The organism is Flavobacterium sp. CG_9.10 (genome assembly GCF_015752245.1).
GTDB lineage: Bacteria > Bacteroidota > Bacteroidia > Flavobacteriales > Flavobacteriaceae > Flavobacterium.
Map to the genome: position 1 here is coordinate 112,682 of NZ_JADOVD010000003.1, position 23,908 is coordinate 136,589.

Here is a 23,908-nt window from a genome sequence, read left to right on the forward strand (position 1 = left end):
AATACTGAATTTTAAATTTTTCCTTGAAAAAAAAGGAGAAGTTAAGGGCTCTGAATCAAAATATTTATTAGTACTCAAAGTATTTATTTTTAAGATTAATGCCTTTTAGTACCCCAAAAATAACATTTAATGAATGGAAAAAAAAATCTAATTGATTCAATTTAATTTAATATTTAAAAAAACAAAAAAAGAGATGGGTTACATCTCTTATTATCAGTCAAAAACTATATCATATTCAGGAATTAAAAGCCTTTTTTATTTCTTGAATAATTTAAAAATAACTGCTCTTATCCTGCTTTGATCCTCCAGTGAAAGCGTGGGGCCGGAAGGCAAACAGAGGCCATTATCAAACAGAGTTTCGGCAACTGTAGTACCAAAATAAAGATACTGACTAAAAATAGGTTGCAAATGCAAAGGTTTCCACAACGGTCGTGATTCAATATTCTCTTCAGCTAGTGCCAATCGTACCATTTCTCTATCTATTCCACTGGTTTCCAAAGGATGTATTAAAATAGTAGTCAACCAATAATTTGCAAAAAAATTATCATTAGGCACGATAAAAACGCTGATTCCTTCTATATTTTTAAATAAATCGACATAAAATTCATGTATCGCTCGTTTTAATACAATATGATCATTCAACACTTCCATTTGTCCGCGACCAATACCGGCACAAATGTTACTCATTCGATAATTATATCCAATCTCACTGTGCTGATAATGCGGTGCCTTATCCCTAGCTTGTGTGGCTAAAAAAATAGTTTTCTCCTTAATTACTTTGGACTTAACTACAACAGCTCCACCGCCTGAGGTAGTAATTATTTTACTCCCGTTAAAAGATAAAACGCCTATATCTCCAAAAGTCCCACACATTTGCCCCTTATAACTACTCCCTAGCGCTTCTGCACTGTCTTCAAGAATAGGAATTTCATATTTATTGGCAAGCGTTCTCACTTCATCAATTTGATACGGTATTCCGTATAAATGAACTGCTATTATTGCTTTGGGTCTTTTTCCTTTGGCCAAACTATCTACAATAGCTTCTTCAAGAGCAATTGGACATAAATTCCAAGTTTCAGGCTCACTATCAATAAAAACAGGAGTGGCACCCAGATAAATAATGGGATTGGCGGAAGCCGAAAAAGTCATGCTTTGGCATAGAACCAAGTCTCCTGTCTGCACTCCCAGGAGAATCAAACCAAGATGTATGGCTGCAGTACCAGAATTTAAAACGGCAACATGTCCAGAACCCAAATAATTTTCGAGATCTTGCTCTAAAAAAGTCAAATTCGAACCCACTGGAGCTATCCAATTAGTGTCAAATGCTTCCTGTATGTATTTAAGTTCACTTCCCCCCATGTGCGGAGTCGAAAGCCAGATTTTATCTTTTGACATATTCATCAAAAATATGGAATTTATGGTAAGTTAAAATAAGAAAAATTTCGCTAGCGTTGTAGCTTTCCTTAAGATAGACTCCTTTACAATCGTATTATTCTTTAATTCAACAATGGTTTTCAAAAGGATAATCGTCAGTTCGAGGCAGAATTTTTTGCAAAAAAAGCAATATAAAATAACATTTAAAATTTTGAATCGGTTTAGCCAAATCGCTATTATTTACGAGACCCAAACGTCCTTCGCATCCGCAGTCGAGCGTCAAATATTTGAAGGATGCGTAAAAAGAAAAGCTGTCTGAGGACGAAGGACGAGTTTTTTTCTTTTAGCATTCGAAAATAAATTTGACCGACGAGGGTGTGTAGACTTGATTTTTTTGTTTCTTTTTTGATCAAGCAAAAAAGAAAATTATAATTCCTGGAAACCAAAATTACTTACCTTTAAAAAAGCGTCATTGGTAGTGATTTTTAAAGCTTAACTAAACCACTATGGAAGGAAAGTCCATATATTTGGTTTGGCCGACTGAAAGTCTGTACTGTTAAAATTTTACCACGACCCGAGCGATAGCGAACAGACGAAGTAATTACACAAATTTTCACAAATTAATTCGTGCTAATTTGTCTAATTTGTTGTAGAAAATAGTTGCAGAAGCTAAAGCTAAATGCACTAGAGTGCATAGTTTTAACTATTTTTGTGACCAATAAAAAAAACACTAATCGCTTACTTTTAGGGTTTTTAAGTTGTTTTCAAAGGGACGTTTCGATAAAAACACAGGGCAAATTACAATAATTATACCCAACCTTTTTGTTTTACCTACTTCCAAAAACAATAAACTCAACGGTCTTTAAAATAATCATGAGGTCTCCCCAAAAACTTCGGTTGTAATAATAGGCTAAATTCAGTTTTACTTTATCGGGAAAAATAATAGTATCATTACTAATCAAAGGATTTTCCTGTTGTTCCAAGAAGTGTTGCTCCTGGCTGTATTTCAAAGCCGCCGGACTGGTCAAACCAGGTTTTAATTCCAATATTTTTCGGTTCTCTCCTTCCAATACGTCATAATAACCGGGTAAATCGGGTCTTGGCCCTACTATGCTCATTTCTCCTTTCAAAACATTCAACAGTTGTGGCAACTCGTCTAATTTATATCTTCGAAGTAGTTTACCTATGCTGGATATGGTCCTCTTTTCTGAAGCTAAGTCAACTTGGATGGTACGAAGTTTATAAATTTTGAATTTGGCGCCGTATTGACCAATTCGCACTTGTAGAAAAATTCCATTGGTATGTGTGTCAATAATTGCCAGTAGCCAGGCGATTATTAGTACCCAAAAAAATAAAAGGAGTATAATCAGTGAAAAAAGGATATCGAAAATTCGCTTCGTCATACCTTTAAAAGTTTAAATTGCAATAAAAATTGCGATAGATAAAGCAAATCCTAAGAATTTGAACTAAGAATTTCTTAGCATCAATTGACGAACAATTACACCGCGAACCATTAAATAAACAAGGGTTAACAGCAGTAAAATTCCCCCAGCAAAATATAAAGACATCACGCCCTTACCATCCGTATAGATAACAATTGCGTTGATTCCCAATTGAAGTACAGCATAAATAACAGACACTAAAACATGGGAATATCCTTTTTCATTGGCCAAATATTGGTACAAATGAGAACGATGCGGTTGAAAAATATTTTCTCTTTTTATTAATCTATTTATAATAGTGATGATTGCATCAATTCCGTAAACAGAAAAGAAAAGGATGTAGGCAAATTGTCCCGTTCCAATTATTGTTTTTATCATCAAGTAGCCCAAGAAGAGTGCCATACTGATGCTTCCCACGTCACCTGCAAATGTTTTGGCTTTTTTTCGAACATTAAACAGTCCAAAAACAAAACAGGATAATCCCATGGTAATCAATAAGGGTAAACTCGCTTCATTTATAGGTAAAAAAGCGAAACTTACAATGGCTATAAGTGCGTATAAAACGGTTATTCCATTGATCCCATCCATGAAATTAAAGGCATTCACCCACCCTATCATTAATACAAACACAATGGGAAGCACCCATAATGCTTGAGAAAACAAGTTTAAATCATAAAAAACCAAACCTACGGCAATAACATGTGATGCAAATCTTGGCAACTGGGATAAGGGCTTGATGTCGTCGATAAAACTTACGACCGCAACCACTAGTACTGCCAGTGTAACTGGCCACGAAACGTATCCCAAAAAAAAAGCGATACTGATGGCTATCGGAAAAATAATCCCACCACCTCTTAAAGTAATGGTAGTATGGGAGGACCTGGAATTGGGTTTGTCTATAATATTGTATTTATCTGCAATTTTGAAATAAATAAGTTCAATACCAATCAATAAAAATAGTAATGCAATATAAACCATATTTTTTAACGCTATATAATAATCTCAAACCGAAAACTGAAAAACGGAGCACTGAACACTAATCCCTGCAAACTGCTACTGAATACTGATCTCTGAACACTGAACACTGAACACTAAAACCTACAATTTATACTTCAACAATCCCAAAAGATACGCTCCATATCCCGATTTTATCAATGGCTCAGCCAGGTCTTTTAGTTGTTGTTCGGTTATGAAACCTTGTCTCCAAGCAATTTCTTCTATACAACCTACTTTCAAACCTTGGCGCTCTTCAATAACCTGAACGAATTGTCCTGCCTGCATTAAGCTGTTAAAAGTTCCGGTGTCTAACCACGCAGTTCCTCTACTAAGAATACCTACTTTCAATGTCCCTTTTTCTAAATATACCTTGTTAACATCCGTGATTTCATATTCACCTCTTGGACTTGGCTTAATATTTTTAGCAATTTCCACCACCGAATTATCATAAAAATACAAACCCGGTACGGCATAATTTGATTTGGGTTCCGTTGGTTTTTCTTCAATCGAAAGTGCTTTCATGTTTTTGTCAAATTCCACCACACCATATCGTTCCGGATCCGAAACGTGATAGGCAAAAACAACTCCACCATCGGGTTGCGTATTGGATTTCAACAATTCATCCATATTGGATCCAAAGAAAATATTATCACCTAAAACTAGCGCCACACTGTCTTTCCCTATGAATTCTTCTCCAATAACAAATGCTTGTGCCAGCCCATTTGGAATAGCTTGCTCTGCGTAACTAAATTGACAGCCTATTGCAGTTCCGTCTCCCAATAATTTTTTGAAATTAGGCAAATCGTGAGGTGTCGAAATTATTAATATTTCATTTATCCCCGCCATCATCAAAGTAGATAATGGATAATAAATCATGGGTTTGTCATAAACAGGCATCATTTGCTTGCTCATGGCAAGTGTCAGAGGATGCAAACGGGTTCCGGACCCTCCAGCTAATATAATTCCTTTCATAGTTATGCTAATTTTACGAATTAATTCGAATTTTTCAAATTAATCATCCTTTTATAAGTTAATGAAGGCATGCCGAAATTGATCAACATGCCTAATTCCACATTTGTACATTTTAAATAATTTTTCAATTGTGCATAAAATGTGATTGGTATTTGTGATACTGCTTTTATTTCCAAAATAATTGTATCATAGCAAACAAAGTCTGATCTATATTGCTTTTTCAATTTCTGATTGTCGTAATATAAGTCCAATTTCACTTGCCTTTTAAACGGAATTTTTTGAATTTGAAATTCTTTTTCCAATGCTTCTTCATAGACTGCCTCCAAGAATCCTGCCCCTAATGAACGATGAACTTTCATGCAAGCCCCAATGATGACGAAGCTTTCTTCTTTGTAAAGTATTTTATTTGTAGCATCCATTAGTGAAATTCGGATTAATTCGAATTAATTCGTGTACTGTTTTTCGTAATAAGTGGCATACTCCCCAGAAGTTATATTATTTAACCACGTTTCATTATCCAAATACCAGTTTACAGTTCTTTCCAATCCTTGCTCAAAAGTAACAGAAGGTTTCCATCCCAGTTCCTTATTAATCTTTGAGGCATCGATGGCATATCTCAAGTCATGCCCCGGACGGTCTTTTACATAGGAAATCAGTTGTTCAGAAGTGCCTGCTGCTCTTCCTAATTTCTCATCCATTATTTTACACAGCAATTTCACCAAATCAATGTTTTGCCATTCGTTAAAACCCCCAATATTATAAGTATCGTGATTTTTTCCTTCATGAAAAACTAAATCAATCGCAACGGCATGGTCTTCCACAAAAAGCCAATCGCGGGTATATTTCCCGTCACCATAAACTGGCAAAGGTTTGTTTTGAATAATATTATTGATAAATAACGGAATTAATTTTTCAGGAAAATGAAAAGGACCGTAATTATTGGAACAATTAGTCAGTACATAAGGCAAACCATAGGTTTCTCCATACGCTCTGACAAAGTGGTCTGAACTGGCTTTAGAAGCGGAGTAAGGAGAATTGGGATCATAAGCAGTAGTCTCAGTAAACAATCCTTCGGAGCCTAAACTACCATAAACCTCATCAGTACTAATGTGATAAAATCGTTTCCCTTCCATATTATCTTTCCAAATCATCTTGGCAGCGTTCAATAAATTCACGCTACCAATCACATTAGTCTTTACAAATGCTAATGGATCAGTAATGGAACGATCCACATGCGATTCAGCAGCTAAATGCAACACTCCATCAAATTGATGTTCCGTAAAAAGTGCATCAATAAAATCGGCATCAACGATATCCCCTTTTATAAAAGTATAATTGGGTGCAGCCTCAATGTCTGTTATATTTTCTAAATTCCCGGCATAAGTCAGAGCATCCAAATTAAAAATTTGATACTCCGGATATTTGTTTACAAAACGTCTCACGACATGCGAGCCAATAAATCCTGCTCCTCCAGTAATTAATATTTTTTTCATTTTATTACACTTTTTTATTTCTATTCTTTTTCAGAAATTAAAACATTAATTCCCTTTGAAATTTTGTATTCCTAATCACAATTTTTAGCCGTCAACTTCTTGACAACGTCAAACCTTAAACTTCAAACCTTTTAAACTTTAAACCATAAAAATTTACTCTTTCAGCAACTCCATACATTTTCTCAAACTCAGTTTGTAATGCGGTACTTCAACACCAAAAGTAGTTGCAATTTTACTTTTATCCAATAAAGAAAAGGCAGGTCGTTTTGCCGGTGTAGGATAAGCTGATGATTGAATTCCACTGACATTACAGTCAAAATGGCCAATTTCTTTAATTGTTAAAGCGAATTCGTACCAACTGATTTCTCCTTCATTTGAAAAATTATAAAGACCGGGTTGCCACTTACTATGGGTAACAATAGTCATGATGGCTTGCGCCAAATCGGCCGCATAGGTTGGACCTCCGACTTGATCATTGACCACATTCAAAGTGTCTCTTTCCTGCATCAACCGAGACATGGTTTTTACAAAATTATTCCCAAAACTGGAATACACCCAGGAAGTGCGTATAATAATTGCATTTGGATGTACTTTCAAACAAGCTTTTTCTCCCGCTAATTTTGTCGCACCATACACATTGATAGGATTTGTTTTTGCCTCCTCGGTCAAGGCAGTGGCGGACGCACCGTCAAAAACATAATCAGTAGAAATATGAATTAATTTTGCATTATTTTCTTTGGCGTAGATAGCGATTACTGCCACAGCCAAATGATTTACGACATCCGCTAAATCGTGCTCAGTTTCAGCCTTATCGACTGCTGTGTAGGCACCACAATTCAATATGAAATCGGGATGTATCGTTTCTATTTGACTTTGTAATATTGCCAAATTATCCAGTGAAACTTGCGTTCTGTCGGCAAAAAACCATTCAAATTGACTGTAATTTTTGGACAACACCTCCAATTCCGAACCCAATTGTCCGGTTGCTCCTGTTACTAAAATTTTTTTCATTATTTGTGTAGTATGCTTTCGACTTATTTTTTAGCACGAAACAGTATCGTTTTTTATATTTTTTTTCTATTTCTCTCTTTTGAATTTCCTTTGTTCTTTGCGTTTAACAACAGATGACACAGACTTTGCATTCTTTGCATCTTTTCTGCGGACTTTGCGGTTAAAAATGCTCAATCCAACCGACAACTTTAAACCTTAAACTTTAAATTCTTTTCAAAACTCCCAATCAATCGCATCAAACCCCGGCAATACCAAATCCTTTTCGGAAACAATCACTTCACTTGGATTTATCTGCCAATCGATTGCCAAAGTAGGGTCATCAAAGCGAATCCCTCTTTCGCTGTCTTTATGGTACAATTGGTCCACCTTATAAAGGACAGAAGCCGTTTCGCTCAAAACCGAAAAACCATGGGCAAATCCGTGAGGAACCATCAATTGCTTTTTATTGTCTGCACTCAAAACCACACTGAAATGCTTTCCATAAGTTGCTGAATTTTTACGCAAGTCTACGGCAACATCCAGAATTTCTCCTTGTAATACTCGAACTAATTTAGCTTGCGCAAAAGGATTAATTTGCAAATGCAATCCGCGGATAACGCCCCTTTGCGAGAACGATTGGTTGTCTTGTATAAATTGATACATGATCCCATTTTCATGGAACTTGGCTTGGTTGTAGGCTTCAAAGAAATAACCACGCTCGTCATTAAAAACAGTTGGTGTTATAATTAATAAATCTTTTATGGCTGTTTTTTCAATGGTCATTGTATTATTTTATTTTATTAAAACTAAGGTTACTTTCGTTTGTGCAATTATTTATTAGACAAAAAAACAGAATTATTGTTTAGTCTGGCAAATACTATGCTTTTATTTTTTAAATGAATCAAATGTTTTTAACAAACCTTCTTTGGATTCAATGGGCAAAGGCTTCCCGATTGCGGTTACAATTTTTTGATTGCTAACTACATAATTTTCTGTCAATTTCTGTAAACGTTCCGTATTGAGAGCCAAGGGTATATAATCTCCTAATTTTGCGCACACCTGAATCCAAGATGTTGGGATATTCAAAATCTTATTCTTTTTGCCTAAACTCCTTCCCAATAATTGGATCAGCTCATTTGTGGCCACTGGTTGATCGTCCGCAACCTGATACACCCCTGAAGGTATACTACTGTTTTCCAATAATTCTTTAATCACAAAACAAAGATTTTCGACACTCAGGAACGAGCGCTCATTCTTGAAATCGCCCAAGGGCCATGGCAATCCTTTGGAAACGAACTGATACAACACATTCAAATTTCCTTTATTTCCGTGGCCATGTATCATACAGGGTCTTAAGATGTAAACTCTTTTACCTAATGGTAATTCCTGGGATTCTAAATACTGTTCTGCCTGCTGTTTGGCTATTCCATAATGAGTTTTTGGATTCGGAACAACATCTTCCGTTAAGATTCCCTGCACTGCATCAGCAACTGCTTTCACCGTACTTAAAAATATAAAAACGGTGGCATCCGATTGTAAGAAAGCGTCAAACACTTGTTTGGTTAATTCAAAATTAGCTTCATAATAAGCTATTGGATTGGATACCTTTTTTAAATCATGTGCTTTACTGGCCAAATGAATAACCGCATCTGCCTTCAAATTAAGTTCCTGATTGGGAATATAACGAACACTAATCGATTGTACATCATAGATTCCTTTCAGATACTGCTGAATGTTCAGTCCCACAAAGCCTGAGGCACCTGTAATTATAATTGTATTTCGCATTAATTCGTATATAAACGTAAATAAGCTTCTGACATCTTCTCTCTCGAAAAAAGTTTAACCCTTTCTAAAGCATTTGCAGAAAAAAATTCATACAATAGTTTATCATTTATTATTTTTTCTATTGCCAGTTGTAAAGCTGCCGAATTTTCCGGTTCCACTGTAATTCCGGAATAATCGTGTAAGGAAACAAAAGGAACACCTGAATCTAAACGAGTATTGATTACGGGCAGCCCATTTGCCATTGCTTCCAATTGAACAACGCCAAAAGCTTCTGCTTCGTTAATGCTAGGCAAAATAAATAAATCGGAAGAAAGATATTCCTGCGCTAATTTTTCGTCATTCGCATTGGCAATAAAACAAACTTTATCTCTGATCTTTAAGCGGTCTACTAATTCTTCTAAATTTGCCTGCTCTTCACCATTACCAACAACAGTTAGTTTTACATTTAAAGTTTCGATCGCCTTTATTAAATATTCTACGCCTTTGTATTTCCTTAATTTACCCACAAAAAGCAACTTAAAACATCGATTTTCGGGATATTTTTTGCAATCAGACAAGGAATATTTGGGATCAAAACTCAGTGGAATAACAGTAACTTTCTCTCTGTATTTTTTTAAAATATCGGATGCTTCAAATAATTGCGGTGATGTTACTACTATTGAATCCGCTCTATCCAATAATTTTTTAATCATTGGGTTGTAGACCTTTTCTATCCAACTCCATCTGGAATTTTTAATATTGGCATGCCAAGTGATTATGAATTTCTTATCATCCATTTTTTTTAGATACCTAAGTAAAGTGAACTCCATCGTTGGAAAAGGATAATGATGATGGATTACATTATGGTCCTTGATTAATTTCTTTAAGGAAGGATATCTTAAATTGAGAGGCTGGCTTTTTAGGTAAAGAGGTGTCGCTTCTTTGGTGACTGTAATCCTATTTAATTGATTCGTCTCCTTGCGGTAATTCCTTAAATGGTTGTTGGAATAAACTGTGAAATCAGTTGCATCTGAAATGGCAACAATCCCTTCTACTATATTTTTAACAACTGATTCCATACCACCTTGACAGGGATCGTAATATTTTACGATGTTCAATATTTTCATGACGTAGGATAACTATTTTTTATTACTATTCCCTCATTCGATGCACTAAGATCTAATGATCCAAGATTTCCCTTTCGCATAAGCTGCTTATAGACGGGTAACTTTTGGCCCTTTTCTCTTTTTTCTTTAAACTACATTTCTTATTCGCTAAAATAAAAAAATTATTGACCTAAACAGAGGCAAAAATACATCGTTATTAAATTATAATGGCTCATCTTTTCCGTTTTAAACAAAACTTTTAAGATACTGCAGTATAAACTGGACTCTATATCTTATTTTAAAATTCAGACTGTTATCACTTTTCATCCCTGAAGCAGTTACAGCAGCGCTATGCCGTTTGTATCTAATGAATTTATTATCTACAAAAGCCACCTTACCATTTTTTTCAGCGATAAGGCCAATCCACATATCATGTGCAATAAGATCTTTTGGAAATGGCAATGACTTCAACAATATACTCCGATCAAACACCATACAGCAACCTAAATAGGAGTTTTTGACAATATTTCTAAAAAAACCCTTCTGTGAGTTTACTTTTTCAAAATAGGACCGCGCTATCACTTTATCCGATTCATCCACAACATTGGCATCATGAACAATAAGATTGATTTTTTTATCTTTTAATAATAAAAGACATCCTTCGACTTTATCCTCTTCCCAGACGTCATCCTGATCAGATAAAAAAATGTAATCTCCCGTAGCATAGCTAAGTGCATTCTCGAAATTTCTGGTGACCTGATAGGATCTGCTTTGTTTATTGGGTTTGAATTGGCTGGAATCATTCTGAACCAATCGAATCCTTGGATCTAAAAAAGCAGAAACGATGTTAATGGTCTCATCAGTAGACCCATCATCAGAAATTATTATTTCGTCGGTCGCAGACAATTGTTTGATTATACTTTGTACTTGTTCTTTAATAAATTTCTCTCCATTAAAGGTGGCCATACAAACTGAAATTTTCATATTCTTCATTTTTATGCTATTATTCCTCATTCTTTTCTTTCCACTTAATCAAAAGATTATCCTCCTCACTAGGTGTAACAAAAAAGTAATTGCGATAGGGAACTAGCACACTTTTAGTCATTGGGTTGGAAATAATTCTGGAAAAACGAATGGTCGGAAAAATTAATATTAATAAAACATAGGGAAAATAGAGTGCCTTTGGGATAAATTTAATTAAATAAACAAAAACAAAAGCTACTCCTAAATAAAAATAATATGAAAAACGATCTGCAATATCCTTGGAGTCCGAGAAAAAAATATTGATAATTATAAAAATAAAAAAGGAGTTGATAAAGAATCTCAATTTATAATTATTAAAATCAATTTTCTCATAATTAACAAAAAGTAATAAAAGGTAAATCGCATATAGCATCCCGACAATACTTATGGAACTTTGTGCTTCGGCCGTTGTAGAATTTAAATACAGTTTTTGTGCAAAGATCAATTCGGGAAAATAGGTACTTAATCTTTCCAATATAGTAGTAACAAAGGAAAAATGGGTGATCATTGTGACCAAATGCAAAAGCAAAAGCAACAATATAAAGATTCTGCTAAATTTAATTTTAAAAACGAAATACAAGGGTATGAATATTAATGCGCTAACATGAAATAAGGACCCCAAAACATTTAAAAGAAAAAATTTAAAAAAACTGTTGTTAATATATTTGATGCTCAATAGAAAAATATAGAAGGCGATGGATTGTCTTAAAATATCAAATTCCCGAAACATAGTAAAGGAAATGAACGTCGCTAAAAATAAAAATTTATAGGTTATCGTATCTTCTTTCCAAGTAACATAAAACAATACCGTGTAGCAAAAGACGGAAACCAATACTGTTAAAGCCTGTAGGCTACTGCTCGTCTCCGGATCAAAAACCATGTTAATTAGGGAAATTAAAATCTTAAATCCGTACTCAATCCCTTTTTCCGCTTGAAAATTAGTCGCATTTCCCGATAAAACATCCCAAAATGGTTCGATACCCCGAATTATTGTATTGTAATTATACCAGTCATTGGCCATCTTATACCGAAACCCGATAAAAAAAACAACAACGAACCAAAAAATAAAAAAAAGCAATTTCTCTATTTTTTCAAAGGACTCAATCTTAATTAAATTGAACAATGAAATGATAAAGAGAAAGCTAAAAAATAAAATGTATGGAATCATTTAATGGCTTGCTAAAAGTTGAGTATAAAGATTTACAAGCAATTTGCTGTTCCTAGAAACGGCTGCATTATCTGTAGGTAAAGCAAGCGTGTCGATTGGTTTGGGATCCGCAAGAATTTTCAGTATGCAATTTTCCAGACCCGTTTCATCGTTCAAATCATAAACATACCCCCTGCCTCCGTCTTTTATGTATTCCGAAAGTGCCCCCACATTAGACACAATTACAGGTGTTTTAAAAGCTGCGGCAGTCATCAAAACTCCGCTTTGGGTTGCATCTCTATACGGACAAATTAAAACATCGGCTTGCTCAAACAACGATTTAATTTCGCTTTCGGCAATAAATCTATTGATGGTAATCAGTGAAGACGAACCGACTAATTCATCCGGCAACTGATAGGAATAACTGCCTTTGCCGGCAATGACCAGTTTGATATCAGGGAATTTTTGAACCACTTTTGAAAAAGCACGCAGCAACTCATCGATTCCTTTGTAAGGCGATAGTCTTCCAAAAAACAAAAGCACCTTTTCATTGGGCGACTTATTGAGCTCCGGTATCTTTTTAATACCTAACGCCGCATAAGAATAGTACGGGACCAATCGTAAATCGGCAACCGGCACTTTGGGATGAAATACTTTTTCAAACAATAGTCTGCTATAATCAGAAAAAGTAGCAAAAGCAGCAATCTTACGAAAAAGAATTTTGCGCATAATCACATAGCCCGAATTTTTTTCCCCTGAATGGGCAATCGGATCGTGCACGTTCAATACAATCTTTCTGTTTTTCAGTAGTAATGCAAAAGCCAGCATTCTCCCCGATATATCATCAAAATGAACAATTTGTGGTTTTATGCGTTTTAGCTGTTGAAGAAGCGCCATCGTAATCCGTAAGATGTTCATTCCGATTTTCGGGGGAAAGAATACAAAATGAACGGATTGACACCCTGCGAAATAGTGTTCAAACAACTTTATATTTTCAATTTTATCTTTTATCGCATCGAATGCATAGATACCGTCGAGAGCAAAACCTTCTTTTAATTTAAAAATGGTATGGTTGGGCGTTTGCAAACTCACACAAACCATTACATGCAAATTCACATGTTGTTTTAAATCATTTATTTGTTCAGCAGAATAATCCAGTAAAGGAGGCGAACAGAAATATAAGATATTCATTAGTGTTGAATTAAACTTAAAAACTATATTTTCAATCCTGCATCGGCAGGAAATAAAGTTAAGTGGTATATTAGAATACCGATTTTTATTTCAATTTTTATTTGCGAACGGACTTCAATAAAAAAAAATGTTACAAAAGTACCTTTTTGGAACGAATCAATTTTGAATTAAACTGCGTTGCTGCTCCACTAATCATTGATTATTTTTTAGATTCCCGGTACAGCTGGTATTCATACTGGTTTAATTTCAGACAAGATGCCCAATACGCATCCCTTTCATGATTGCCTTTGATTTTAAAAAGTACGATTCTTGTCCATGCCGTCAATAGAAAGAGTAGATAAGAAACAGATATCCATTCCTTTTTATTGGTCTTCTCGAAGTAGATGTATTTGCTTTTTATCATGCGGCGCATGGTATTTTCTTTAATCGTTTCTGAAGCACCTTCTAAATGTATAATTTTGGCCTCTGGCACGGATGCTATCGCATACCCTCGTTTTTTTATTCTCGAGGTTAACTCGGTTTCCTCAAAATACATAAAAAAATCCGGATCAAACAAACCCACTTCATCAAGGACTTTTTTTCGAATCATCATGTCAGCGCCCGTTACGTATCCATTTAAAATCAAATTTTGATCAGAATGATTAAAAATACTGTTTTTGCCGAAACGAAGTTTTGAAAAAACACCCCCAAAAAGAACATCTGCATCTGTATAAATGCCGGGCATTAGTTGACAGAAAGAGTCGGTTGGCTGCTGATTGGCATCATATAAATTAGCTCCACAAACCGCTACCGAACTATTTTTATCCAAATAATCACTAAGAATTGCAATCGCATTATTAAGTAAAATAGTGTCTGAATTAAGCAGAAAAATGTAATCCCCTTTTGCTTTTTGTATTCCTAAATTATTGGCTCGACCGAATCCTATATTCGCACCACTTTGAATAAAATTGATTTCAGGGAATTTATCTCTGATTAGTACTTCTGATCCGTCATACGAATCATTATCTACGACAAGTACTTCAAAAGAAAGACCTTTTGTTCTTTCATAAACGGAATTAATACAATCGACCAGTAAATCTTTTGTATTATAATTTACTATTACAATGGAAACGGTAATTTTCATTTGATAAGGCTAAATTTTAAATTACGGTTTAACAAAATCTGTCTTTTCTTTTGCCTCTAATACCGTCCATAAAACCATAAAATAAGGCGATTGATTTATCCATTTTCTTATTTTCACTCAACAATACTTTTACAAATCTGTAAATAAAATACTCCTTAACAATTTCTTTCTTCAGGATTGTTTCTATCTGCTGGGGGTATTGCTTCCACAACATGATATGATTGCATAAGATAGAATATGTCCTGAAAGGAGAATACCCTAAAGTCGTAAAGCCAAAAATTGATTTTTGATGACTGCCATAAATCTGATGCAAAATACAATGGGTATCCACTACTGTTTTGTATCCCTGTAAATTGGCTCTAAAACAAATTTCATTATCCACGCAGTCAATTTTATAATCTTCTCTGAAACCGCCAATTTCATTTATTATGGTAACATCGTATATGGAACCAGAAGTAATACACCAGCTAGTCTGCAAAAAGTCATCCTGATCAGCAAATGTGCTATTTGGATTCACACCATAAATAGCATTTCTGTTTCCTAAATTGAATTGTATCCTACTTTTAAATAATTTAAAACTACCGTCTTCAAATAAACTGTCCTGATCCATCGTAAGCAAATGAGTATACTGATTCGTGATACACCAGTCAATGGCCTGATTCAATGGATAAGCAATAAATTCATTTTTTCCTGTAGAAAACTGTTGTATCTTCTCTTCATATCCGGGCAAATCAATGAACAATGGACCACCAACGCTGTTAGGGGTATTGTCCCAAAGAATCAATACATCCACATCGGCAATATACCTCAGGATATTTTTTTTTAAATCATTTAAATCGGGGTAATAAACAACTACTATTGCTGCTAATTTCATGAAGGAAGGTATTCTTTTTTATATTAAAAAAATTCAGGTGCAACGATGCACATGAAGTGCAAAAAAAATAATCGATTAGTGAAGAAATGTTTTTTTAAGAACTAATCGGGTTGATTCATCCTTAAATTATATTATGATTTTAAATAGCGATGGCTTTGCTAATTACGTAAGTTCTCTGACAACTCGAGCAGGATTCCCAGCAGCGACACAATTTCTTGGAATTGATCTAGTAACTACCGCATTCGCGCCGACAATCGAATTTTCGCCAATAGTTACCCCAGGTAGCACAACTACTCCTTCCCCTAACCAAACATTATCTTCAATAATTACAGGGCCTTTACTAAACAATTTTCTTAGAGATGGGGGTAATAATAAAGCTTCTTTTGTTATTTCACCGTGAAAATGATCACTGATATAAACTTTACTTGCCAACAAAACATTATTGCCAATGGTAATCTTTTTTATTGCACCAATATGGCAATCATGCTGTATGGAAACATGATTTCCTATTTTGATTTCAGGAGTAAATTTAACTCCTAAAACCTCATCAAAAGCGTGTAAATGCAATCGTTTTTGACAGGAAAATCCTTCTCCTATAGTAATATATTTTCCTCCATGTAAATATAATGGTGATGAAATTAAAAAATCTTCTCCTACTGCTTTAAATTCTCTTAAAAACCAGATTGAATATAACTGATTATATCTTATGGATAATTTTACAATTAGTCCTGGAGAAAAAATATAGGAAAAAAAATATAGAATTCTCAGTACTATTTTTTTTATAATTTGTTTCATTTTACAAACGTTGTCAATTATTTAAGAATTCTTTTAAAAAAAAGATGCCAGTTCGATAGATTAAAAATAAAAGATAAAACAATTTTAGGAAATAAAAATATGACGTTAAATTTAAAACGGCTGACAATAAAAAAATCAAACTGTTTTAAATAATTATTTTCATTCTCAATATATAAATTACTAAAAGCCACATAATTTATAACTTCATGTTTGAAAGGAATTTCCATTTTATTCGAAGTAACTACTTTCTTCAAATGTTCTGAAAACTCTTTTTCACTAATGATATTTTTTTTATTCTGTGAACCTAAAACAGCTCGATAAGACCTATTTTCAATCAATTTTAAAGCTTCGACTTTAAATGAATTCAGGCTAGTATGAGTAATTTTAAAATTTGACGTGCTATTAAAGTTAATAAACCCTTCTAAAAAGTTACACCGTAAATCATCAGAAGAATAAGATAATATTGGTTTTGCTAATCTTGCGGCGTACTGTCCCATAAGACCCCCACTAATTGGATATGTACATAAATAAATATCGCAACTTTCAAAAACATGAGTTATGTCTGGCCGCGATCCTAAAATAAACAATCGATTTTGAAAATCATTATCATAGACAAATTTCTTTATTGGTGCATCATCTCCATGTCCTGCCAATAAGAGTACCACTTTTGGGTTTAAATCGAAAAGTAATTTCAACAACGTAAAAAACATATCTGATTTACCATACATTTTATAATACGACCCACCTGTGAAAATCTTGATCGAATCAGTAGGAATCTGAGATGGAAGTCCAATAAATGGTTGACAATCTAATATTGGATAATAAGGTTGAATAAGTAACTTATCTTTAGGCAACTTTCTCTTCTCAGATGAAACAGTACAACCATAATCTCTAAATTCTAAGCAATAATCAATACATTTAACTCCTAACCAAAAGGCATGGTCAGTCAAGTTTATTTGATAGCGGGTCACTTCATCAAAATGATTCCAAACAGTTACAGCAACTGAACTAGAAGGTTGTAAATGAAGAAATGCCTTTTCTGGTTTAAAATCAATAATTTTGTTATAAACACTTTTTATTTTTTCTAGTCTTGACAAAGATTTATCTATAATAAATAATTCTCCTTTAGGGTAAGACTGAATCTCACTGATTATCTGCTTAGAATGTGTTAAATCATGTCCTTCAAAAATAAATAACAATTCAACTCCCCAACTTATCAAAGCCCTTAAATATTGTTGAGTAAGTCCTCTATTGTCTAATGCGAAAACATCATAAAAAACAACTTTTCCTTCAATAGGAATAAATGGTTTTTTTTCAAGAATAATTGAATTAGATATATTAATCAATAGATTTTCTAATTCTTCATCAGTATAAATCCAATTAAAGTTATATGCGATCTCTGCCGCAGTTTCGATATGCTTTAGTGAAGCCTCATAATTTTTATTTTCAAACTCTCTAAGTGCTAATGATTTTATTTTACAAAAAACATTTCGAATTAATGGTAGCGTTAACTTGGTCATTCTTTTTTTAATCTATTGTTTAAAAAATTAGCCAAGGCAATCTTAAGTCCTAATCGTTTTTCTAATTCGATATAAGAATGCCAGACGGATAATAATATAAATATTGATCCAGCGAGATAAGAATATGGTTTATCAACAAACTTCACAACGGCAAAACAGGAAACAGCTAATAAAAATTGAATAGAAAAAATCTTCAAAAAGGAAATGTCAAATGAAAACTGATATTTTATTTTACTTAAAGTAATAACTTGGCACGAATAAACTAAATAAGTAGCACAACAAGATATTCCTAGTCCAGCTAAACCCCAAAAATAATATCCCACTAAATCAAATAGCAACACATAACAGTTTGCTAAAAGTTCATTCCAGAAAAATATTTTAGTATCGCCTTTAGCCAGCAAAATAAAACTAACAGACCAAGCTGAAGCTTTAAAAAAAGTAGCTAACGCTAACCATAATACCATTTCCTCTATAGCGACAAACGTATTAGAATATAAAATAATAATTATCAATTTTATAAATACCAAGAAGACAATAAGGATAGGTCCTAAAATCAAAATAGAAACTTCAGCCTGCTGATTAATCGTTTTTTTGCTTAATTCATTAGATTTTGCTACTGCAGAAAGTCTGGGAAAATAATCTGTTGCCATAGCTGTAAAAACTAATCCAACATAGGTATTGATTATAGAAAACCCTGCAGTAAATAAGCCTACTTGATCAACTCCTCCTCTATAACTAATATATAATTGAATTATATATGTTGATGCAGTTACCAACAAACCGCTAAGACTAATTAGAAAACCCATTTTTAACATACTTTTTCCTTCAGAAAAAGCTAATTCGTTGGTCAAGCTAACTTTGGTAATGTGAACTTTATTTGCAAAATACCAAGAAATAACAAAAGAGACAACAGATGCTATAATTAAAGCAGATACGATACCATCGTTACCAAAAAAATAATATAATGGAACGGTAACAAGTAATCCCAAAAAACTACCTGCAAGACTTGCCTTTGCTAAATATTGCAACTTCTGCATTCCTTGCAAAACCACTAATTGTCCTATATTAAGTTGATTAAATAATAGGGTAACAGAAATCAATGCAAAAGACCAAATATAATTACTATTTCCAAAAGTTATCTCGCTCAGCCAAGGCGAAAGCAATAAAACTAACAACGTTCCAAAAGCTCCTGTAACCCAAACCCATCGTCTTAAAACACTTACCACCAATCCAACACGCATATCATCGCCGTTGTTGTTGGCAACTGAAACATCTCTTACGGCACTAGTACTTAGACCAAAATTTGTAATTCCTCCAATTAAACTGGTTGTTGAATTCAACAAACCAACAATCCCTAAACCTGTTGCGCCAAGAAATAAAGCTATAAACTTCGACCGTATAATAGAAATTAAGATGGTAAAGACTTGAACTCCCCCAAATATGGAAGTCGCTTTCATTATATTCCTGTACGAGGATTGGTTTTCACTCATAATAACTAAATAACTAAATATTTATTTATCACATCCACCACTCTTTTCACTTCTTCCGCACTCATTACAGGACTTATTGGCAAACTCAAAACTTCTTGGTGAATCTTCTCGGTTATAGGTAGATAATTATCGGCCAGTGAAGAATAACATTCTTGTTTATGCAAAGGAATTGGATAATGAATTAAAGTTTGAATACCATTCTCTTCCAAATACTCCTGTAGAACATCTCGATTTAGCGTGCGAACAACAAAAAGATGCCAAACATGTTCATTATTTTCTCCAGGATTTGGTAAAACAATTTTACTATTGTTTATGTTTTCAAGATAATAGGTTGCAATTTCTTGGCGTCGAATACTTTCATGATCTAAATAACGAAGTTTAACATTCAAAAATGCAGCTTGAATTTCATCCATGCGACTATTTAAACCCTGAAATTTATTTATGTATTTTTGAGCTGAACCATAATTTGCTAACGTACGTACTACTTTTGCTAGTTCTAGATTGTTTGTCGTTACAGCGCCTGAATCCCCTAATGCTCCTAAATTTTTTCCTGGATAGAAACTAAAACCTGCAGCATCCCCTAAATTACCAGTTCTAATTCCTTCCCATCTTGCACCTATAGCTTGAGCATTATCCTCAATGATTTTTAAATTATTTTTGGCGGCTAAAGTTTCTAATTCTTTACTCCAGCAAACGCGTCCATAAAGGTGAACTACCATAATAGCTTTGGTACGTATAGTAATTTTACTTTCAATCAAATTCAAATCTAAATTATAGGTATTTAAATCTGGCTCAACTAATATAGGTACCAATTTATTATCAGTAATAGCTAATACTGAAGCAATGTAGGTATTTGCAGGTACAATAACTTCGTCTCCCTCCTGCATTAAACCTAACTCTATATATGCCTTAAAAATAAGACGCAAAGCATCTAGACCATTAGCAACAGCAACAGCATTTCCGCCGTCTTGAAAAGAAATCAAATTATTTTCAAATTGTTTTACTTGCTCTCCTAGTAAATACCAACCGCTATCTATAACTTCTACAGCAACTTTTTTTAGTTCCTCAGCATATTGAGCATTTATCTTTTGTAAATCTAAAAATTTAATCATGATGTATATGTTAATATATGTACACATTTACCATATTTACAACCTAGTTTCTCATACGTATGAATTACGGCTCTATTAGTTGTTGCGGGATGCATAAAGGCATATTGGGCTCCAATTGACTTTAAATGATAGGCCATCTCACTAATTAATTTAAGATACCAACCTTTACAAGTTTGTGAGGAAACTGAAGAAAGAACCATTTTAGAAACTTTTTCACCAATATAATCCCATTCATCAACAAGATAGTTAGCGGTTAAAAATGCATCTGCAGGAACTCCCAACTCGGCTGGAACCATAGTGAAATCGGAAAATCCTTTTATTGATTCCTCTATATAAGTGGCTAGGAATTCATCTGCCTTACCCAAGTCAAATATTGTTTCAGCATGAAATCGATCATAATCATTGCGCATTTCTCTAGCAACTCTTTTTAAATTTGGGATATCTTCTACTGTTGCTGATCGTACGTCATATCTTTCATGGATATAATTCTTTAAATCCAAATAATAAGTTAATCGATTCTCTACTAGTTTAAATCCGCTTTCGTTTAAGGCCTGAATGGTGAAAATATCTTCACTTGGAATTTCAGAGAAGCAATATCGCCCTTTCTCTTTAAAAAAATCCTTTACGAAAATTTTTACAGCATTTTTTAAGATATTGTAGTCCTTGTGAGCATATAAAACATATAATAACTTATAAGTAGGCAGATTAAAATAATCAGAATCCCATTTTAAAAACTTGACAATAAAAACATGCTTATGACCCAAAACATCAATTTGCAAAGTTTGTACATTTTCATCATCAAGATTTTTTTCAATTCCCTTAACAATACTATGTTGAAAAATTTTCTCCTGATCTTTCTTCGGAAAAAAGCTATAGGGTGAATAATGAAAAAGGATATCTTTTCTAGCAGAAATTAAGTCTAAAATCATATAATTCCGCCATTAATGTTAATTTCCGTACCATTGACATATTCCGTATTACGTAAATATTCAATAGTGTTGAAAATATCAGATGGCTTACATAATTTGTTTGAGGGAATTCTTTTTTTGATATCTTCCAAAAATTTCTCCGGTACCTCACTTATCATCCCTAATTCAGAGTACCCTAAGTTAATATTATTTATAGTCACACCTTTGCTTGCATTCTCTATAGCTATTGATTTAGACATCCCAAAAAGTGCTGATTTAGAAGCCGCATAAGCACTAACACCTGGCGACGGCAATTCTGCCACAACTGAACCAAAATTTATGATTCTTCCAAATGATTGTTCTCTCATGAAAGGGAGCAAACTACTAATCATGTTAAAAGTACCTATTAAATTAACTTCAATAACTTCTCTCCATTTTTGGATATCAGCTTTATGAGCAAATGAATTATAATTAATCCCCGCACAATTTATTAAAGTAATTTCTTTTAAATCAGATTGATTATTTTCAATCCAACTTTTAATTTCAACGTCCTTCGTAGTATCTACCTTAAAAAACACTGTTTTGGGATGAGTACTTTCTATAAATGTAGAATTATATATCCCAAAAACATTGATATCCTTTTTACTGTATTCTTCGGCTAAATACTTCCCAATGCCTTTAGAGGCTCCTGTTATTATAATCATAAAATTATTTTTAAATTACGCCCATTTAATAATTGCAGCTCCATACGTCCAACCGCTACCAACGGCAGCAAATAAAATATTTGATCCTTTTTTTATTTTACCTGCTTGTAATGTTTCATGCAGTAAAATTGGAATAGTTCCTCCCGAAGTATTCGCATATTTATCCATGTTTGTCATTACCTTTTCAAATGGCAAGCCCAAAATTTCAGCAGTTTTTTGAAGTATTTTAATACTTGGCTGATGAGGAATCATTAAATCGATGTCGTCTATAGTTAAATTAGTATCTGCTAATACTTGATTTATAGCAAGAGGTAAAACTTTTGTGGCGGTATCATAAACTGCTTTCCCATTCATTTGGAAATAATGCAAATTATTATCTATAGTATTTTGGTTTGCTGGGAATTCAGAACCACCTGCGGGAATTGTAAACTCAAATTTACCTCTTCCATCAGTATATAATCGGTAGGCTAAAAAACCTTCGTTTTCTGAAGCACTAGTTAAAACTGCAGCACCGGCACCATCCCCAAAAAAAACGGCATCTCTTCTTTTCCAATCGATAATTTTAGAAAACGTATCTGCACCAATCACCAATACATTATTATAAACGCCACTGGCGATATATTGAGATGCTACTGACATAGCGAATAAAAAACCACTACAAACAGCGGATATATCGAAAGCTACCGCATTATAAGCTTGTAGTTTATCTTGTACAATAGAAGCTGTTGATGGTGCCAAACGGTCTGGAGTGGAAGTAGCTACAATAATCAGTTCAATGTCGTCTTTAGTCAATCCTGCATTTTTAATAGCCATTGCACCCGCTAATGAAGCTAAATCGCTTGTACATTGGTTATCCTCCGCTATTCGCCGTTCATTTATCCCTAAATGTTCAAAAATCCACTCACTATTAGTGTCAATTGACTTTTCTAACTCTGAATTTGTAATTCTGTTTTCAGGAACATAAGCTCCTGATCCAATTATCTTAACTGTTCTAACTAACTGCTTCATTTATATATGTTTTATAATCGTCAAAATGCCTTATATAATCACTCTCGTTATATTCATGAGATGCCAGCACTAGACAAATGGAACCACTGGAGAAGTTAATTTCAGAGGCCCAAATTCCTGGTGGAATATGCAACCCTACATCAGGTCTGTTAAGTAATACTTGTCTTTTAGTGAAACCATCATCCAGTAAAACTTCAAAACTACCACTCGCTGCAACCAAAAACTGATGACACTCTTTATGTGCATGTGCCCCTCTGGATTCCCCACCAGGAATATCATACAAATAAAAAATTCTCTTTACAGTAAATGGAATTTGAAAATTATTAGTAACAGCGGTGATATGACCATTTCGATCACCAATTTGATTTAAATGCAAAAGATTACACTCAAAAACACTATTTTTATTATTCATTCGACAACTTTTTAAAATTCTCAAAATCTCTGATGTAATCTTCTTTAGAAAAAGGCTCACTGGAAACATGTAAAGCTAAAGCATTGGTAGAAAAATTTTCTATATGCCGCCATGTCTTAGGTGGTAAATACAAACCATAATAACTCCTATTTAATGAAAACTTTTCAGTAGTTCCGTCAGTATTTGTAACCACAACATCAAAACTTCCGCTTAAGGCTACAATGATTTCCTGTTGCTTAAAATAAGCATGACCCCCTCTTATTCCACCCCCAGGAACATCATAAGTCCAATAAACCCTTTGAATTTTAAAAGGAATCTGATTAGGATATTGCAAAAAGGTTAAATTTCCTCTTGGATCTTGTATTTTCGGAAAATCTATTAATTTTATGTTATCACTCATTAAATAATTATAAATATTTTACTAATATAACAAAAGAATCGTCAGAAAAAGCACCAATAGCACT

General features: G+C 33.7%; 24 protein-coding genes. All 24 read right to left on the bottom strand.

Features of this window, described 5'->3' with window-relative positions:
* Positions 1-255: 255 nt before the first annotated feature.
* The 24 genes from IWX84_RS03420 to IWX84_RS03535 all read right to left on the bottom strand — a co-directional run bounded on the left by IWX84_RS03420 (position 256) and on the right by IWX84_RS03535 (position 23,844).
* Positions 256-1,395 carry a DegT/DnrJ/EryC1/StrS family aminotransferase gene (locus IWX84_RS03420; protein WP_196849366.1) on the bottom strand — a complete coding sequence of 380 codons (1,140 nt, stop codon included), beginning with the start codon at positions 1,393-1,395 and terminating at the stop codon, positions 256-258.
* 806 nt (positions 1,396-2,201) lie between these two features.
* Positions 2,202-2,777 carry a sugar transferase gene (locus tag IWX84_RS03425; protein ID WP_196849367.1) on the bottom strand — a complete coding sequence of 192 codons (576 nt, stop codon included), beginning with the start codon at positions 2,775-2,777 and terminating at the stop codon, positions 2,202-2,204.
* A gap of 63 nt (positions 2,778-2,840) precedes the next feature.
* The gene (locus tag IWX84_RS03430; RefSeq protein WP_196849368.1) at positions 2,841-3,794 is read right to left on the bottom strand and encodes a UDP-GlcNAc--UDP-phosphate GlcNAc-1-phosphate transferase; all 954 of its coding nucleotides are present in this window, start codon (positions 3,792-3,794) and stop codon (positions 2,841-2,843) included.
* Between the two features lie 120 nt (positions 3,795-3,914).
* Complete coding sequence (gene rfbA, locus IWX84_RS03435; protein ID WP_196849369.1) at positions 3,915-4,784, bottom strand: glucose-1-phosphate thymidylyltransferase RfbA; 870 nt, start codon at positions 4,782-4,784, stop codon at positions 3,915-3,917.
* 20 nt (positions 4,785-4,804) lie between these two features.
* Positions 4,805-5,203, bottom strand: a complete 399-nt coding sequence (locus IWX84_RS03440; protein WP_196849370.1) for a GxxExxY protein — start codon at positions 5,201-5,203, stop codon at positions 4,805-4,807.
* 24 nt (positions 5,204-5,227) lie between these two features.
* Positions 5,228-6,277, bottom strand: coding sequence for a dTDP-glucose 4,6-dehydratase (gene rfbB / locus IWX84_RS03445; RefSeq protein ID WP_196849371.1), 1,050 nt, complete (start codon positions 6,275-6,277; stop codon positions 5,228-5,230).
* 153 nt (positions 6,278-6,430) lie between these two features.
* Entirely contained in the window at positions 6,431-7,288 is an 858-nt protein-coding gene (gene rfbD, locus IWX84_RS03450) for a dTDP-4-dehydrorhamnose reductase (RefSeq protein ID WP_196849372.1), read from the bottom strand.
* Between the two features lie 213 nt (positions 7,289-7,501).
* Positions 7,502-8,050 (bottom strand): dTDP-4-dehydrorhamnose 3,5-epimerase, encoded by a 549-nt coding sequence (rfbC, locus tag IWX84_RS03455; protein ID WP_196849373.1) that lies wholly within the window; start codon positions 8,048-8,050, stop codon positions 7,502-7,504.
* A 102-nt stretch (positions 8,051-8,152) separates the two neighbouring features.
* Positions 8,153-9,052, bottom strand: coding sequence for an NAD-dependent epimerase/dehydratase family protein (locus tag IWX84_RS03460; RefSeq protein WP_196849374.1), 900 nt, complete (start codon positions 9,050-9,052; stop codon positions 8,153-8,155).
* The gene (locus IWX84_RS03465; RefSeq protein ID WP_196849375.1) at positions 9,052-10,158 is read right to left on the bottom strand and encodes a glycosyltransferase; all 1,107 of its coding nucleotides are present in this window, start codon (positions 10,156-10,158) and stop codon (positions 9,052-9,054) included. The genes IWX84_RS03460 and IWX84_RS03465 overlap by 1 nt, the downstream gene beginning before the upstream one ends.
* A 225-nt stretch (positions 10,159-10,383) precedes the next feature.
* Entirely contained in the window at positions 10,384-11,121 is a 738-nt protein-coding gene (locus IWX84_RS03470) for a glycosyltransferase family 2 protein (RefSeq protein WP_231385403.1), read from the bottom strand.
* Between the two features lie 19 nt (positions 11,122-11,140).
* Positions 11,141-12,328: an EpsG family protein gene (locus IWX84_RS15530; RefSeq protein WP_410743750.1), complete on the bottom strand. Its 1,188-nt coding sequence runs from the start codon at positions 12,326-12,328 to the stop codon at positions 11,141-11,143.
* Positions 12,329-13,498: a glycosyltransferase family 4 protein gene (locus tag IWX84_RS03480; RefSeq protein ID WP_196849378.1), complete on the bottom strand. Its 1,170-nt coding sequence runs from the start codon at positions 13,496-13,498 to the stop codon at positions 12,329-12,331.
* 199 nt (positions 13,499-13,697) lie between these two features.
* Complete coding sequence (locus IWX84_RS03485; protein ID WP_196849379.1) at positions 13,698-14,621, bottom strand: glycosyltransferase family 2 protein; 924 nt, start codon at positions 14,619-14,621, stop codon at positions 13,698-13,700.
* 28 nt (positions 14,622-14,649) lie between these two features.
* The gene (locus IWX84_RS03490; protein WP_196849380.1) at positions 14,650-15,495 is read right to left on the bottom strand and encodes a hypothetical protein; all 846 of its coding nucleotides are present in this window, start codon (positions 15,493-15,495) and stop codon (positions 14,650-14,652) included.
* 162 nt (positions 15,496-15,657) lie between these two features.
* A complete protein-coding gene (locus tag IWX84_RS03495; RefSeq protein WP_196849381.1) occupies positions 15,658-16,290 on the bottom strand; it encodes an acyltransferase in 633 nt (210 codons plus the stop codon).
* A 17-nt stretch (positions 16,291-16,307) separates the two neighbouring features.
* On the bottom strand, positions 16,308-17,810 hold the full coding sequence (locus IWX84_RS03500; protein ID WP_196849382.1) for a hypothetical protein: 1,503 nt from the start codon (positions 17,808-17,810) through the stop codon (positions 16,308-16,310).
* Positions 17,807-19,267, bottom strand: coding sequence for an O-antigen translocase (locus IWX84_RS03505; RefSeq protein ID WP_196849383.1), 1,461 nt, complete (start codon positions 19,265-19,267; stop codon positions 17,807-17,809). The genes IWX84_RS03500 and IWX84_RS03505 overlap by 4 nt, the downstream gene beginning before the upstream one ends.
* A 38-nt stretch (positions 19,268-19,305) precedes the next feature.
* Complete coding sequence (locus tag IWX84_RS03510) at positions 19,306-20,412, bottom strand: DegT/DnrJ/EryC1/StrS family aminotransferase (RefSeq protein WP_196849504.1); 1,107 nt, start codon at positions 20,410-20,412, stop codon at positions 19,306-19,308.
* Positions 20,409-21,341, bottom strand: a complete 933-nt coding sequence (locus IWX84_RS03515; RefSeq protein ID WP_196849384.1) for a hypothetical protein — start codon at positions 21,339-21,341, stop codon at positions 20,409-20,411. Before IWX84_RS03515 ends, IWX84_RS03510 begins: the two co-directional genes overlap by 4 nt.
* Positions 21,338-22,024, bottom strand: coding sequence for an SDR family oxidoreductase (locus IWX84_RS03520; protein WP_196849385.1), 687 nt, complete (start codon positions 22,022-22,024; stop codon positions 21,338-21,340). The genes IWX84_RS03515 and IWX84_RS03520 overlap by 4 nt, the downstream gene beginning before the upstream one ends.
* 15 nt (positions 22,025-22,039) lie before the next feature.
* Positions 22,040-23,032, bottom strand: coding sequence for a 3-oxoacyl-ACP synthase III family protein (locus tag IWX84_RS03525; RefSeq protein ID WP_196849386.1), 993 nt, complete (start codon positions 23,030-23,032; stop codon positions 22,040-22,042).
* Entirely contained in the window at positions 23,016-23,444 is a 429-nt protein-coding gene (locus tag IWX84_RS03530; protein ID WP_196849387.1) for a sugar 3,4-ketoisomerase, read from the bottom strand. Before IWX84_RS03530 ends, IWX84_RS03525 begins: the two co-directional genes overlap by 17 nt.
* Positions 23,437-23,844 (bottom strand): sugar 3,4-ketoisomerase, encoded by a 408-nt coding sequence (locus IWX84_RS03535; protein ID WP_196849388.1) that lies wholly within the window; start codon positions 23,842-23,844, stop codon positions 23,437-23,439. Before IWX84_RS03535 ends, IWX84_RS03530 begins: the two co-directional genes overlap by 8 nt.
* Positions 23,845-23,908 lie beyond the last annotated feature (64 nt).